11 protein-coding genes, 7 tRNA genes and 1 riboswitch are annotated in these 14396 nt (G+C 30.1%); of the genes, 15 read left to right on the forward strand and 3 right to left on the reverse strand.

What is annotated here, in order from left to right; translation table 11 throughout:
* Positions 1 to 6: 6 nt before the first annotated feature.
* Positions 7 to 552: a spore protease YyaC gene (gene yyaC / locus JOC62_RS11960; RefSeq protein ID WP_204595511.1), complete on the reverse strand. Its 546-nt coding sequence runs from the start codon at positions 550 to 552 to the stop codon at positions 7 to 9.
* Between the two features lie 102 nt (positions 553 to 654).
* Between yyaC and JOC62_RS11965 the strand changes: the two genes are divergently transcribed.
* The 13 genes from JOC62_RS11965 (at position 655) to JOC62_RS12025 (ending at position 9876) form a co-directional block, all read left to right on the forward strand.
* Positions 655 to 1293 (forward strand): hypothetical protein, encoded by a 639-nt coding sequence (locus JOC62_RS11965; protein ID WP_204595512.1) that lies wholly within the window; start codon positions 655 to 657, stop codon positions 1291 to 1293.
* Between the two features lie 176 nt (positions 1294 to 1469).
* Positions 1470 to 1555 (forward strand) — tRNA-Tyr (locus tag JOC62_RS11970).
* Between the two features lie 7 nt (positions 1556 to 1562).
* A tRNA-Val gene (locus tag JOC62_RS11975) sits at positions 1563 to 1638 on the forward strand.
* A gap of 37 nt (positions 1639 to 1675) precedes the next feature.
* Positions 1676 to 1751: transfer RNA gene (locus JOC62_RS11980), tRNA-Thr, on the forward strand.
* 6 nt (positions 1752 to 1757) lie between these two features.
* Positions 1758 to 1843: transfer RNA gene (locus JOC62_RS11985), tRNA-Tyr, on the forward strand.
* 8 nt (positions 1844 to 1851) lie between these two features.
* Positions 1852 to 1927: transfer RNA gene (locus tag JOC62_RS11990), tRNA-Val, on the forward strand.
* 29 nt (positions 1928 to 1956) lie between these two features.
* A tRNA-Thr gene (locus tag JOC62_RS11995) sits at positions 1957 to 2032 on the forward strand.
* 5 nt (positions 2033 to 2037) lie between these two features.
* Positions 2038 to 2123, forward strand: a tRNA-Tyr gene (locus tag JOC62_RS12000).
* Positions 2124 to 2549: 426 nt separating this feature from the next.
* Positions 2550 to 2668, forward strand: a riboswitch (SAM riboswitch).
* Between the two features lie 81 nt (positions 2669 to 2749).
* On the forward strand, positions 2750 to 3925 hold the full coding sequence (gene metK, locus JOC62_RS12005) for a methionine adenosyltransferase (RefSeq protein WP_204595513.1): 1176 nt from the start codon (positions 2750 to 2752) through the stop codon (positions 3923 to 3925).
* Positions 3926 to 4143: 218 nt separating this feature from the next.
* The gene (locus JOC62_RS12010; protein ID WP_204595514.1) at positions 4144 to 6003 is read left to right on the forward strand and encodes an LTA synthase family protein; all 1860 of its coding nucleotides are present in this window, start codon (positions 4144 to 4146) and stop codon (positions 6001 to 6003) included.
* Positions 6004 to 6325: 322 nt separating this feature from the next.
* Positions 6326 to 7078 carry a DeoR/GlpR family DNA-binding transcription regulator gene (locus tag JOC62_RS12015; protein ID WP_204595515.1) on the forward strand — a complete coding sequence of 251 codons (753 nt, stop codon included), beginning with the start codon at positions 6326 to 6328 and terminating at the stop codon, positions 7076 to 7078.
* A complete protein-coding gene (gene pfkB / locus JOC62_RS12020) occupies positions 7075 to 7980 on the forward strand; it encodes a 1-phosphofructokinase (protein ID WP_204595516.1) in 906 nt (301 codons plus the stop codon). Before JOC62_RS12015 ends, pfkB begins: the two co-directional genes overlap by 4 nt.
* A gap of 18 nt (positions 7981 to 7998) precedes the next feature.
* Entirely contained in the window at positions 7999 to 9876 is a 1878-nt protein-coding gene (locus JOC62_RS12025; protein ID WP_204595517.1) for a PTS fructose transporter subunit IIABC, read from the forward strand.
* A gap of 50 nt (positions 9877 to 9926) precedes the next feature.
* On the opposite strand, the gene JOC62_RS12030 is transcribed toward JOC62_RS12025, so the two are convergent.
* A complete protein-coding gene (locus JOC62_RS12030; protein ID WP_204595518.1) occupies positions 9927 to 10544 on the reverse strand; it encodes an NUDIX hydrolase N-terminal domain-containing protein in 618 nt (205 codons plus the stop codon).
* A gap of 92 nt (positions 10545 to 10636) precedes the next feature.
* Positions 10637 to 11773: an N-acetylglucosamine-6-phosphate deacetylase gene (gene nagA / locus JOC62_RS12035; RefSeq protein WP_204595519.1), complete on the reverse strand. Its 1137-nt coding sequence runs from the start codon at positions 11771 to 11773 to the stop codon at positions 10637 to 10639.
* A 130-nt stretch (positions 11774 to 11903) separates the two neighbouring features.
* On the opposite strand from nagA, the gene recD2 reads away from it, so the two are divergent.
* Positions 11904 to 14138 carry an SF1B family DNA helicase RecD2 gene (recD2, locus tag JOC62_RS12040; RefSeq protein ID WP_204595520.1) on the forward strand — a complete coding sequence of 745 codons (2235 nt, stop codon included), beginning with the start codon at positions 11904 to 11906 and terminating at the stop codon, positions 14136 to 14138.
* Positions 14139 to 14155: 17 nt separating this feature from the next.
* Positions 14156 to 14396, forward strand: a 241-nt coding sequence (locus JOC62_RS12045) for a hypothetical protein (RefSeq protein ID WP_204595521.1), incomplete at its 3' end; no start/stop codon positions are given.

The following is a 14396-nucleotide window of genomic DNA, read 5'->3' on the forward strand; positions in this document are numbered from 1 at the left end:
TTTTTTTTACTTTAATGATGGAGTTTTATCTGGATTAGAATATTCATAGTAGGCATGAAGTATACCTTTAGATATAACTCTTGCCATATTTAGAACTAAGGAGAGTCTGATTGATCTAGTATAGAAAAGATCAGCATTTTCATTAGAATCTATAATACCAACTATAGATTTGCTTCCAACATCGGGCAATGATTTACCAACGCCCTTTCCAGGTCGTATTGCAAAGTTTCTAATATGAATTTCTCCAATAGAAGATTCCTGTCCTAGGCATGCATCTATACCAAGTATATATGCATTAGGATGCTCTTTAGTTATATTATTTAATTGTTTATCTATATTTAAAGCATGTATAGGATTATCGATTGAACCATACACAGGAAGCGGAAATAGACTTTCCTTTAGTAAGGTACCAACTAATGGTCCTAAACAATCACCAATACATTTATCTGTCCCAATACAAACTATTATAGTATTTTCAGAAAAAGAATCTAAAATAGCTTGAGAAATATTATAATAAGCAAGTGGGGATGTGTGATGAATCCTTTTTTCCATATAAGCACCTCCATGCTTATAATATATGAAGATGTATTTGAAAATAGAATAATTTGAATAAAAATATCTTATATGGAAAGTATTCTCTATAGGAGGTGTATTATGAAAAAGATATTAATTACAAGTATATTAGCTATATCAACTTCACTTGCGGTATATTTTGTTGCTTTTTGGCAACCTAAAGAGGAGATTAATAATAACTTAGTATTGGAAAATCCAAAAAAAACAGAAGATAATAATACAAAAAAAGATAATAATGAAGATACAAATAAAGAAAGTAGTATTGATATAAATAAAAATAAAAATAATAACTATAATAATGAAGAAAAAAATGAGAAAGATAAGATTAATGATAACTCTTCAAAGAATAAAGAAGATAAAGATAATTTAAATATCCCTAATAATGAAGAAAATAAAGAAAATAAAAATTCAAATAATAGTTCTAATAATAAAAAAGAAGAAACACAAGCTACAAATGCAAAAATATTTAATGTGAATAAAGAGGAGATATTAGGTAATCTTAGTTTAGTTGAAAAAACAAAGTTATTTACAATAGCTAATAAAATATCAACTGTAGATGTAGAAAGAATGAAAAATAGTTTAAAGAAAAATGGAGAGAAAGAGGGAATAACAGAGGTTGTTAGAGTTTTAAAGCTTAGACTTAAATCTGATGATTATAATGAAATAAAAAATATATTATCCCCATATATAAATATAGAATTTCTGGAAAGTTTAGTATAAAAATAAATAAGTATATTATGATGAAAAAATAAGTATATAGAAGAAAAATAGAGAAATTTTAGTTTAATTTCTTATTTTGATATGTTTTGTCATTTGAAATAAAGAGTATATAAATATATACTAACTATTGTCGGTTGGCCGAAAGGCAAAACGACTTAAAACTTGAAAGAAAATCTGGTGGAGTTCCCGAGTGGCCAAAGGGGGCAGACTGTAAATCTGTTGTCAGTTGACTTCGAAGGTTCGAATCCTTCTTCCACCACCATTCTTAAGGGCGCATAGCTCAGCTGGGAGAGCACCTGCCTTACAAGCAGGGGGTCACAGGTTCGAACCCTGTTGTGCCCACCACAAGTTTTAATAAATAAAAAGTTTAAAGAATATATGCGCTGGCGTGGCTCAATTGGCAGAGCAGCTGACTTGTAATCAGCAGGTTATCGGTTCAAGTCCGATCGCTAGCTCCAAAATGAGGTGGAGTTCCCGAGTGGCCAAAGGGGGCAGACTGTAAATCTGTTGTCAGTTGACTTCGAAGGTTCGAATCCTTCTTCCACCACCATTTTTTATGGGCGCATAGCTCAGCTGGGAGAGCACCTGCCTTACAAGCAGGGGGTCACAGGTTCGAACCCTGTTGTGCCCACCAAACTTTAAACTAATTTTAAAAATATATATGCTGGCGTGGCTCAATTGGCAGAGCAGCTGACTTGTAATCAGCAGGTTATCGGTTCAAGTCCGATCGCTAGCTCCAAATAAGGTGGAGTTCCCGAGTGGCCAAAGGGGGCAGACTGTAAATCTGTTGTCAGTTGACTTCGAAGGTTCGAATCCTTCTTCCACCACCAAAAGCACTAAGATTAATCTTAGTGCTTTTTAATTTTATATAAAAATAATTTTATTAATATAGTGTAGTTATAATGAAATTTTATATCATTTAAAATATAAATCTATATTATTTAAAATTAAAATATGCTCTATAGATTAGAAACTTTAGTATATAAAATCACAAATAATAAATATTAATAAATTTTATATATTAAGAAATAAATATTAAGTTATTATTTTACACCTAATAATATTTATTTTTAATATAATATTAGAACCCTCTAAAATAGGGACTTTATGCATTTGAAAATTATATATAAAGTATAAAAGAATTTAAAAAGTAAAAGAAATAGGATATTTTTACACGCATAAAATCTATTGACTCTGCAAAATCTATGTGTTACAATTTCTACAGAAAATCAATTAATAAATAAAAAATATATAGACTCTTATCAAGAGAGGTGGAGGGAAACGGCCCTGTGAAGCCCAGCAACCTACATATAATCTTTAATGTTGATTATAAAGTGTGGTGCTAATTCCTGTAGAGCAATCTACAAGATAAGAAAGATTAGGAAACTTGATCTCTTCTTATCGAAGAGTTTTTTTTATTGTCAAAATTCGAAGAAATTTGGAAGGAGAAATATAAATGAAAAGATTATTCACATCAGAATCAGTTACTGAAGGACATCCAGATAAAATCTGTGACCAAATATCAGATTCAGTATTAGATGCTATATTAGAAAAAGATCCACATGCTAGAGTTGCTTGTGAAACATGCACAACAACAGGTATGGTAATGGTTATGGGAGAAATAACAACTAATTGTTATGTTGATATTCCTAAAGTTGTTAGAGAAACAATAAGGGAAATAGGATATGATAGAGCAAAATACGGATTTGACTGTGATACTTGTTCAGTAATGACTGCTATAGATGAGCAATCATCAGATATAGCTATGGGAGTTGACGAAGCTCTTGAATCAAGACAAGGTGAAAAAGATGAAGTTGAAGCAGTAGGTGCCGGAGACCAAGGTATGATGTTTGGTTATGCTACAAACGAAACAGAAGAATTTATGCCAGCTCCAATAGCTATGGCTCATAGATTATCAAGAAGACTTACAGAAGTAAGAAAAAATGGTACATTAGAGTACTTAAGACCAGATGGAAAAACTCAAGTTACAGTTGAGTATGAACATGATAAACCAAAGAGAATAGATGCTATAGTTATCTCAACTCAACATGGTGAAGAAGTAACTTTAGAACAAATCCAAGAAGATTTAAGAAGACATGTTATTGACTACGTGATTCCAGCTGAATTATTAGATGAAAATACTAAGTATTATATAAATCCAACAGGAAGATTCGTTGTTGGTGGACCACAAGGAGATAGTGGATTAACAGGAAGAAAAATAATTGTTGATACATACGGTGGAATGGGAAGGCACGGTGGTGGAGCATTCTCAGGAAAAGATCCAACTAAGGTTGATAGATCAGCAGCTTATGCAGCAAGATGGGTTGCTAAGAATTTAGTAGCAGCAGGAATAGCTGATAAGTTAGAAATTCAATTAGCTTATGCAATTGGAGTTGCTAAGCCAGTATCAATTCAAATAGATACATTTGGAACTGGAAAAGTTGATGAATCTACTATAGTTAATATAGTAGAAAAAGTATTTGATTTAAGACCAGGAGCTATAATAAGAGACCTTGATCTTAGAAGACCAATATACAAGCAAACAGCAGCTTATGGACATTTTGGTAGAACAGATGCTAATTTACCATGGGAACAATTAAATAAAGTTGAAGAAATTAAAGCTTTATTATAATAAAAGATAAAAAACAAAAAGAAAGATACCTAAAATTAGGTATCTTTCTTTTTGTCTTTTAATAATATTAAATGTATATATTGGAAGAATTTATATATATATATATATATATAATTGTCCAGTGCGTAAGAATATGATATAATTCAGTAAAATTCATATGTTTTTCACAATATTCATATGGGTTTTACGTTTAATTATATATTTTCGGGGGGAAACTTATGCAAATAATAAGTTATTTAATTTCTGGAGTTTTAATAGCTCTTGGGAATTATTTTTTGTTTGAAAAGAACAAAAGAGTTTTAACTACTGTAAAGGAATTCATAATATACGTGATATCATTCAATATAATATCATTATGTATATTAAAATTTATTTTAAAAAAAACCTATGTGCTTAAAGCTTCTATATACACAACTACATTTTCTATTAAATATATTATTTTTACATTATTTTTAGGTATAATATATTTAGTTATAAAAAGAATTATTAAATCAAAAGATAATTACTTTGTATTAGAGACAAATAAAAGAGGTTGGAAGATAGTAGTAGTTAAAGTAGTATCAGTTATATTCGTTGGAATAGGATCATTCTTTTTCTTCTTTTCAAAATGGTTTATTGATTATTTTGGAAATATTACACCAGAACAATTTTTATTTAACTTAAATTCACCTATTAAGGGTACAAGTTCTGATATGTATGCAGAAATTATGATGACACCAGTATTTTCAATTGTAGTTAGTATTGTAATATTCTTAATAATAATAAATTTTAGTTATGATTTATTTATAAATGTAAAAAATACTAAGAAAAAAATACTAAGCCAAAAAAGTTTAAGGGTGATAACGCTTATAATTTCGATTGTATGCCTTGTAGGCGGGATAGTATATGGAGTGAAGAAGTTAAGTTTAGTTGAAGTATATAAAACATTTGTTTCAGATTCAAGTTATATCAAAGATAATTACACCGATCCACGTAATGTAAAAATGTCATTTCCAGAAAAGAAAAGAAATTTAATTCATATATACTTGGAGTCTGTAGAAAACACATATTTTTCTACAGATCTAGGTGGTTATATGGATGTAAATCTAATGCCAGAGCTAGCGGAGCTATCTAAGGAAGGTATTCATTTCTCAGAATCTAATAAATTTGGAGGACCATATCAAACGTATGGATCAAGTTGGTCAGTAGCATCTATGATTAATATGGGCACAGGACTTCCGCTTAAAGTACCTATGGGTGGTAATTCTTATGGAAAGTCAGGTAGCTTCCTACCGGGTGCTGTTAGTATAGGAGATATTTTAAAAGCACAAGGATATGAGCAAACAATAATGTTTGGTGCAGATGCTGATTTTGGTGGATTAACTACTTATTTTACTACACATGGTAATTTTAATATTTTTGACTATAAAGCAGCAAAAGAGAAAAAATTAATACCACAAGATTATGATGTATGGTGGGGATTTGAAGATGACAAGTTATATGAGTATGCTAAAGATGAGATAACACGTTTATCTAAGACTGGAAAACCATTTAATTTCACTATGGAAACTGCGGATACTCATTTCCCTGATGGTTATTTATCTAAGAATGCAGCTAAGAAATATGATTCACAATATGCAAATGTTATTGCTTATTCAACAAAAGAAGCGGTAAAGTTTATAAAATGGATTCAAGAACAACCATTTTATAAAGATACTACTATTGTAGTAACAGGTGATCATTTAAGTATGGATAAGGAATTCTTTAAAGATTTTGATAAGTCATATCATAGAACAGTATTTAATTTAATACTTAATTCACCAGTAGCAACTGATAGAGTAAATAATAGAAAATTCTCACCTGTTGATATGTATCCAACTATTTTAGCTAGTATGGGTATAGAAATTGAAGGGGATAGATTAGGGCTTGGAACGAATTTATTCTCAGATAAAGATACATTAATTGAAAGAGATGGATTAAAAACAGTTGATAAGGGATTTGGAGATAAGAGTAACTTCTTTAATAATACATTTATTTCTGAAAAGATGAATAGTACTTTTAATAATACGTTAGTAACTGAAAGAAAGAATGATAAATAATAAAATTCAATAAATAATCAAGAATAAAAGAGCCTAGATATATATCTAGGCTCTTTTTGCAATTAATTGAATTAATAAAGCTTTATCGCTCATAGATTTTTTGTTTTCTAATAATATTTTCATCAGGTTTTACACATAATATTATAATCTTCACGTCATCCTCTTATAAAATTACTATGTATTAAAGTAAAAGAATAAATCGATGGTTATGATTGGAAATGATTGAGTATGATTGGAATTTGAAATAAATTGATTATAAATGAATGAAAATGATTGACTTTGAATTTAAAATAGTATATTATATAGACAAGAGGTGATGTAAATGTTATCAGAAGAGAGATTTGAAAGAATATTAGAAATTCTAAAAAATAATAATACAGTAACGGTAACAGAACTAGTTGATGAGTTAGATACATCAGAATCTACTATTAGAAGAGATTTAAATTATTTAGATAAACAAAAAAAATTAAAGAAAATTCATGGTGGAGCTAAGGCTTTAAAAACCATTTACGATGGTAAAGATGATGAAGTAGTAATAAGACAAGCTCTTAATGTTAAAGATAAGCTAAGTATAGCAAAATATGCAGCTAAATTAATAAAAGAAAATGATTGTGTTTATATAGATGCAGGTACAACTACTGAGTTAATGATAGATTATATAACTGAAACTAATGCAATTTATATTACAAATGGGATTGCACATGCAAAAAAGCTAATTCAAAAAAAATGTAATGTATATATTTTAGGTGGAGAGCTTAAGCTAGCAACAGAAGCTATTGTTGGTATAGAGGCTATTGATAGTTTAAAAAAATATAATTTTACTAAAGGTTTTTTTGGAACAAATGGAATTCATAAAGACTCAGGTTTTACAACTCCAGATATACAAGAAGCATTAGTCAAAAGAGAAGCTTTCAATAAGAGTAATGAGGCTTATATATTAGCAGATGAATCAAAGTTTGATCATATAGCGGCAATAACGTTTGCTGATATAGATAAAGGAATAATAATAACTACAGAATTAGAAGATAAAGATATTAAAAAATATACGGAAATATTGGAGGTTAACAAAAGATGATATATACAATGACATTTAATCCTTCATTAGATTATATAGTAAAGGTTAAAGAATTTAATTTAGGAGCAGTAAATAGAACTTATGCAGAAGAAATTTTTGCAGGAGGAAAAGGAATAAATGTATCTACTGTTCTTGGAAATTTAGGAATAGAGAATAAAGCTTTCGGATTTATAGCTGGATTTACTGGGGATGAAATAGAAAAGAGAGTAGTCAATTCAGGTTGTACAGCTGATTTCATAAAACTGAAAAGTGGAAGTTCAAGAATAAATGTTAAGCTTAAAAGCAAAGAAGAGAGTGAAATAAATGGTCAGGGGCCAGTCATAGATAAAGAAGGAATAGATAGTTTATATAAAAAATTAGATCAATTAAAAGATGGAGATGTGTTAGTTTTAGCGGGTAGTATACCAAACACATTACCAGAAGATATGTACGAAAATATTATTAAATATTTAAATAATAAAAATATTAAATTTATAGTTGATGCAACTAAAAATTTACTTATTAATGTATTAAAGTATAACCCATTTTTAATAAAACCAAACAATCATGAACTCGAAGAAATATTTGAAGTTAAATTAAATGGAGAAGATGACATAATAAAATATGCCAAAAAGCTTCAAGATATGGGAGCTTTAAATGTTCTAATTTCATTAGCTGGAGATGGTGCAATACTACTTACAGAAGATGGAGAAGTATTAAAAAGTAAAGCACCAAAAGGAGAGGTTAAAAATTCAGTTGGTGCTGGAGACTCGATGGTTGCGGGTTTTATAGCAGGATACATTAAAGAAAAGAACTATAAATATGCGCTAAAGCTTGGAATAGCAACAGGAAGTGCAAGTGCTTTTTCAGAAGATTTAGCCACAAAAGAAAAAATAGAAGAGATACTTCTTCAATTAACTTAGGATTTGGGAGGAAAATTTATGCGTATAACAGATCTTTTAAAAGAGCAAGGTATTGAATTAAATTCAAAAGTAAGTAATAAAGCTGAAGCCATAGACAAATTAGTAGATCTTATGGATCAAGCTGGAAATTTAAATAATAAAGAAGAATATAAAGAAGCTGTACTTAAAAGAGAAGAACTAAGCACAACAGGTATCGGTGATGGAATAGCTATACCACATGGTAAATCAAAGGCTGTAAAAAAGGCAGGACTTAGTTCTATCGTTGTAAAAGAAGGTTTGGATTTTGATGCTTTAGATGGTCAAGATGTTAAACTATTCTTTATGATTGCAGCTCCAGAAGAAGCTAACAACCTTCATCTTGAAGTATTAGCAAGATTATCAACAATATTAATGGATGAAGAATTTAGAAATAAGCTTATAAATGCATCAAGCAAAAAAGAGTTCTTAAAGCTTATTGATGATAAAGAAACTGAAAAGTTTGATAAAGAAGAAAAGAAAGAAGAGAGTGGATACAGAGTATTAGCAGTTACAGCATGTCCTACAGGTATAGCTCATACTTACATGGCAGCAGAAGCCTTAGAAGAAAAAGGTAAAGAAATGGGTGTTACTATAAAGGTTGAAACTAATGGGTCAGGTGGAGCTAAAAATGTTTTAACTAAAGAAGAAATAGATAATGCTGAATGTATAATAATTGCAGCAGATAAAAATGTAAAGATGGATAGATTTGATGGCAAAAGATTAATAAAGACTAAGGTTGCAAATGGCATACATAAGTCACAAGAACTTATTGAAGAAGCAACTAGTGGGAAGGCTCCAATCTATCACGCTGATGGATCAAGTGAAGGTGGAAATGAAGAGATTGAAAAAGAAGGCGTTGGACATCAAATATATAAGCACTTAATGAATGGTGTATCACACATGTTACCATTTGTTATAGGTGGGGGTATATTAATTGCATTAGCATTCTTATTCGATGACTATAGTATAAATCCTGCAAACTTTGGTATGAATACACCATTTGCAGCATTCTTAAAGACAGTTGGTGGAACAGCATTTGGATTCATGTTACCAGTACTTGCTGGATACATTGCAATGAGTATTGGCGATAGACCAGCCCTTGCAGTAGGTTTTGTTGGCGGTATGCTTGCAAACGAAGGTGGTTCAGGATTCTTAGGTGCGTTACTTGCTGGATTTATAGCAGGATATGTAGTAGTATTCTTAAAGAAAATATTCAGTAAGTTACCAGAAGATTTAGAAGGTTTAAAACCAGTTTTATTATATCCTTTCTTTGGTATATTAATAATTGGTGCGGTTATAATATTTGTAATAAATCCACCAGTGTCAGCGCTTAATTTAGGCTTAACTAATGTATTAAATTCAATGGGTGAAAGTAGTAAAGTATTACTTGGTATAGTTCTTGGTGGTATGATGGCAATTGATATGGGAGGTCCTATCAATAAAGCAGCATATGTATTTGGTACAGCAGGCCTTGCTAGTGGTCAATTTGATATGATGGCTGCAGTTATGATAGGTGGTATGGTTCCACCACTTTCAATAGCTTTATGTACAACATTCTTCAAAAATAGATTTACTAAAAGGGAAAGACAATCAGGTATTACAAACTATATAATGGGATTATCATTTATAACAGAAGGCGCAATACCATTTGCAGCATCAGATCCACTTAGAGTAATACCAGCTTGTGCTATCGGGTCAGCAGTAGCTGGAGGACTGTCAATGTTCTTTAGATGTACATTAAGAGCTCCACATGGTGGAATCTTTGTAGTACCTGTTATAGGAAATCCATTATGGTTCCTAGTAGCTTTAGCTGCAGGCTCAATTGTAGGTATGATATTACTTGCAATATTAAAGAAACCAATAAAAGAAGCAAAATAAGAATTAATAAAGAGATGCTAAAATTTTAGCATCTCTTTTTATATTTTTAATTAATCAAATATTGTAACAAAGTTATCATTGTTTTTGCCTTCAAAGCACATCTCTATTTGTTCTTTTGTATTTCTTCCAGTTGAAAGCTCAGGAAGATTTTCTAAAGAGAAGAATCCACTTTCTTCAGTTTCTATATTTTCTTCAAAAGAACCATCTATAAGATCACAAAGAACGAAAACCTTATATACTCCATAAGGATAAGGTTTTAAGCTATATTTACTTTTATCAAGTACAGCAATTAATCTTTGGGGCTTAATATTTACACCGGCTTCTTCTTTGCTTTCTTTTATAGCATTTTCTTTTATAGATAAATCTACCTCAGCCCATCCACCAGGAAGTGACCATTTATTATCAATACTTTCTTTGACTAATAATATTTTATTATTCTTAAAGATAGCAGATCTAACATCAACCTTAGGCGTCTGATATCCTATTTCATTACAAAATAAATCTTTTACTTTATCCTTTGGAATATCGGTATATTCCCTTAATATTTCACAAGATAAATCTCTTATTTCCTCAAATCTTTCTATATCATATTTATCTTTAGAATATTCAATTCCAGCTTGGGCTATTGATTGAAGTCTTTTAGCCCAAGATAACCACTTTTCTTCCATAAAAGCACCTCTTAAAATAGTATAAATGCTCAATGAGTATTTTCATTGAGCATTTATATAAAATTTATAATAAAAAATATTTTGATTTATTTTTAAGCTTCGTGTACAAGCTTTCCGTTAACTATAACTTTCTTTACATTAATATCTTCATCAAATATAACTAAATCTGCATCGTAACCCTCTTTAATCAGTCCTTTTCTATCTTCAACCTTACAATGCTTAGCGCCATTATAAGAAGCCATTTTAACAACTTCATTTAATGGGTAATCTGAGTTGTTATAAACATTTCTTACTGCCTTATCAAGAGTTAAGATTGAACCTGCAAGTGAACCAGACTTAATTCTAGCAGCTCCATTTTCAACATTTACTTCTTGACCACCTAATGAATAAACACCATTTGGCATTCCGCAGGCCATCATAGCATCAGTTATTAAAAGTACTTTATCAGTTCCTTTTTGCTTATAAGCAACTCTAAGAGCTGGATAAGCTATATGAATGCCATCTGAAATAGTTTCAGTTGTTATATCTGAATCAAATGTAGCACCAACAACACCAGGAGCTCTATGAGTAAATGGTGTCATAGCGTTATATAAATGTGTTGAATGTGAGCATCCACATTTAATTCCATCTATAGCTTCTTCATAAGTAGCTTTAGTATGTCCGATTGAACAAACTACACCTTTATCACTTAAGTATTTAATAAGTTCTTTTGCACCCTCTACTTCTGGTGCAATAGTGATTGAAACTACAGCATCTTCACAATCACCAACCATTTTATTATAAGTATCAATTGAAGGAGCTTCTAAGAAGTTAGGATTTTGAGCACCAATAGCACTTGGGCTTATAAATGGACCTTCAAGATGAGCACCTAATACGTTTGCACCATCTGTACCATTAATTTTAGCTTCTTTTATAACACCCATAGATTTTCTAATATCTTCTACAGCAACAGTCATTGTTGTTGGAGTAAAGGAAGTTGTACCAAACTTACAAATTGTTTTAGCAATTTCATTTATAGCTTCATATGTTCCATCCATAGTGTCATGACCTCCAGCACCATGTATATGAACATCAATAAATCCTGGTGAAAGATACATACCCTCAGCATCAATTACTTCTGAATCTTGAACATTTTTAGGATTTATTTCTTTAATTTTACCATTCTCAACTAAAATTGATCCCTTTTCAATTCTATCAAGAAAAATTATATTACAGTTTTTTATTAACATATATAGCACCTCCATAAATTTATAGCCTCAATTTAAGCTACATAAGAATTATATGTTTAACCTTCTATGATATAATTATATAATATATAGTCAAGAATAAAAATAACTAAGTAAGATTTGGAGAGATAGTATGGAAAACATTATTGGCTTTGTTGAAGCTATTGTTTTTAGAAGTGATGATACTGGTTATACAGTTTCAAAAATAAATGTAAATAAAGAAACAATTACAGCCGTTGGAACAGTTCCTTTTATGAAGGATGGCCAAAATGTAAAATTAAAGGGAGAATGGATTGTTCATAAGCAGTTTGGACAACAATTTAAAATAGAAGAATTTGAAGAGATACTTCCAACATCAATAGATGCAATAGAGAAGTATCTAAGTGCAGGAATAATATATGGTATTGGTCCTGTAACAGCCAAAAAGATAGTAGATCATTTTGGTGAAGAAACTTTTGATATTATGGAAAATCATATAGAGAGACTTATGGAAGTTGATGGGATAGGAAAGAAAAAGTTTGGAATAATATATGAGTCATACATAGAACAAAAAGACTTAAAAGATATAATAATGTTCTTTCAATCTCATGGAGTTAGTAACAATCAATGTTTAAAGATATATAAAAAGTTTGGGCCAGATGCTAAAAATATAGTTTCAGAGAATCCTTACATATTATGCAAAGAAATATCAGGAATAGGGTTTAAAACGGCAGATAAGATAGCAATGAGTTTAGGGGTAGAGGCAATATCTCCATTTAGAATAAAAAGTGGTATAGAATATGTTATAAATGGATTCTGTGCAGCTGGTAATACATATATGCCGAAGGATAAACTTATAAGTGATGCCTGCGAAACTTTAATGGTAGATTCTAAAATTGTAGAAGAAAATATTTATAATTCAGTTTTAGAAGGGAGAATTATAGCTGAGAAGATACAGGATGAAGATGCTGTATTTACCCTTCCATATTATTATTGCGAACTTGGAATAACTAATAAAATAATAACTTTAGGCATAGAAAATTTCCAAACTATAAATACAGATGTGCCTTATGAAATAGAGTTATTTGAAAAGAGGTATGATATAAAGCTTGCAGAATCTCAAAAGGATGCAATACTTGCAGCTTTCTCAGAAGGGATAGAAATTATAACTGGTGGGCCGGGAACTGGTAAAACAACAATAATAAAATGTATTATTGACATATATGAGAAAAATGGTATGAAGGTTTTACTTGGGGCACCAACGGGAAGAGCTGCAAAGCGTATGAGTGAATCTACAGGAAGAGAAGCTAAAACCATACATAGATTATTAGATATGGGAGTTTCAAGTGATGAAGATGATAAATCATTATTTGGAAAAAGTGAGTCAGAACCATTAGAAGCAGATGTAGTAATTATTGATGAAGCATCAATGATAGATATTTTATTAATGCACAATCTATTAAAGGCTATAAAACTTGGTACAAGAATAATAATAGTTGGAGATGTGGATCAATTACCATCAGTGGGACCAGGAAATGTACTTAAAGATTTGATAAACAGTTCTTTAATAAAAGTTGTTAGATTGAAAGAAATATTTAGACAAGGTGCTGAAAGTTTAATTACAGTTAATGCACATAGAATTAATAGTGGCGAAATGCCATATCTTAATAAAAAGGGAAATGATTTTTATTTTATAAAAGAAGAAGATATAGATGGTATATTAACTACAATAATAGATTTAATAAATAGAAGATTACCTAAGTTTAATAAAGATTGGGATAAGTTAAGAGATATACAAGTACTTACGCCTATGAGAAAAGGTACTCTTGGAGTTCTTAATATGAACGAAAGTATTCAAGCAGTATTAAATCCACCTGCAACCTATAAGAAAGAAAAACAAGTAAAAGAGATGACATTTAGAGAAGGAGATAAAGTTATGCAAACTAAAAATAACTATTCTCTTAAATGGACTAGAGTATCAGGTGAAGGTGATGATGAAGGCGTTGGGGTATTTAATGGAGATATGGGCTTTATACAAAGCATAGATGAAGAACAGAAGATTATAACTGTTATATTTGATGATGAAAGAAAAGTTCATTATGATTATGTATACTTAGATGAATTAGAACTTGCATATTCTATAACGATTCATAAAAGTCAAGGAAGTGAATTTAAGGTTATTATAGTTCCTGCTTTTATGGGATCACCATTTCTTATGAATAGAAATCTTCTATATACAGGAATAACAAGAGCTAAGAAATTAGTAGTAGTTGTCGGAATGCCTAAGGCGCTTAAATACATGGTAAGTAATACTAAAAGTATGGAGAGATACTCGGCACTACAGTATAGAATAAAGGATATTATACAAAATGATATTATAGATAATTAGAATTAGGAGTGGGTTATTTGGTTAATTCAACTGATAGAAAATTTAGTTATTTAAACAAAAAGATAAGAAATTATCTAGATAATGAAGAGGCTATGCTAACTATTTTAGGAAAGCCTCTTCAAAGTAATGAAATACTTTATGATGTAGTTAAAGATATTATATGTAATAGAAATGGAAGTGTTCTATATATATGGGGAAATTCTAATGTTGATAAAGATCTTATTTATTATATAAATAAAAATAGTAAATATTATGCAT

The organism is Clostridium sardiniense, from assembly GCF_016907995.1.
Classification (GTDB): Bacteria; Bacillota; Clostridia; order Clostridiales; family Clostridiaceae; genus Clostridium; species Clostridium sardiniense.

What these genes read in the sequence shown, in the direction of transcription:
- JOC62_RS12030 (WP_204595518.1), bottom strand. Translation starts at nt 10,544, where the DNA reads ATGGAAGAAAAGTGGTTATCTTGGGCTAAAAGACTTCAATCAATAGCC.
- metK (WP_204595513.1), top strand. Translation starts at nt 2,750, where the DNA reads ATGAAAAGATTATTCACATCAGAATCAGTTACTGAAGGACATCCAGAT.
- JOC62_RS12010 (WP_204595514.1), top strand. Translation starts at nt 4,144, where the DNA reads ATGCAAATAATAAGTTATTTAATTTCTGGAGTTTTAATAGCTCTTGGG.
- recD2 (WP_204595520.1), top strand. Translation starts at nt 11,904, where the DNA reads ATGGAAAACATTATTGGCTTTGTTGAAGCTATTGTTTTTAGAAGTGAT.
- JOC62_RS12025 (WP_204595517.1), top strand. Translation starts at nt 7,999, where the DNA reads ATGCGTATAACAGATCTTTTAAAAGAGCAAGGTATTGAATTAAATTCA.
- JOC62_RS11965 (WP_204595512.1), top strand. Translation starts at nt 655, where the DNA reads ATGAAAAAGATATTAATTACAAGTATATTAGCTATATCAACTTCACTT.
- pfkB (WP_204595516.1), top strand. Translation starts at nt 7,075, where the DNA reads ATGATATATACAATGACATTTAATCCTTCATTAGATTATATAGTAAAG.
- JOC62_RS12015 (WP_204595515.1), top strand. Translation starts at nt 6,326, where the DNA reads ATGTTATCAGAAGAGAGATTTGAAAGAATATTAGAAATTCTAAAAAAT.
- yyaC (WP_204595511.1), bottom strand. Translation starts at nt 552, where the DNA reads ATGGAAAAAAGGATTCATCACACATCCCCACTTGCTTATTATAATATT.
- nagA (WP_204595519.1), bottom strand. Translation starts at nt 11,773, where the DNA reads ATGTTAATAAAAAACTGTAATATAATTTTTCTTGATAGAATTGAAAAG.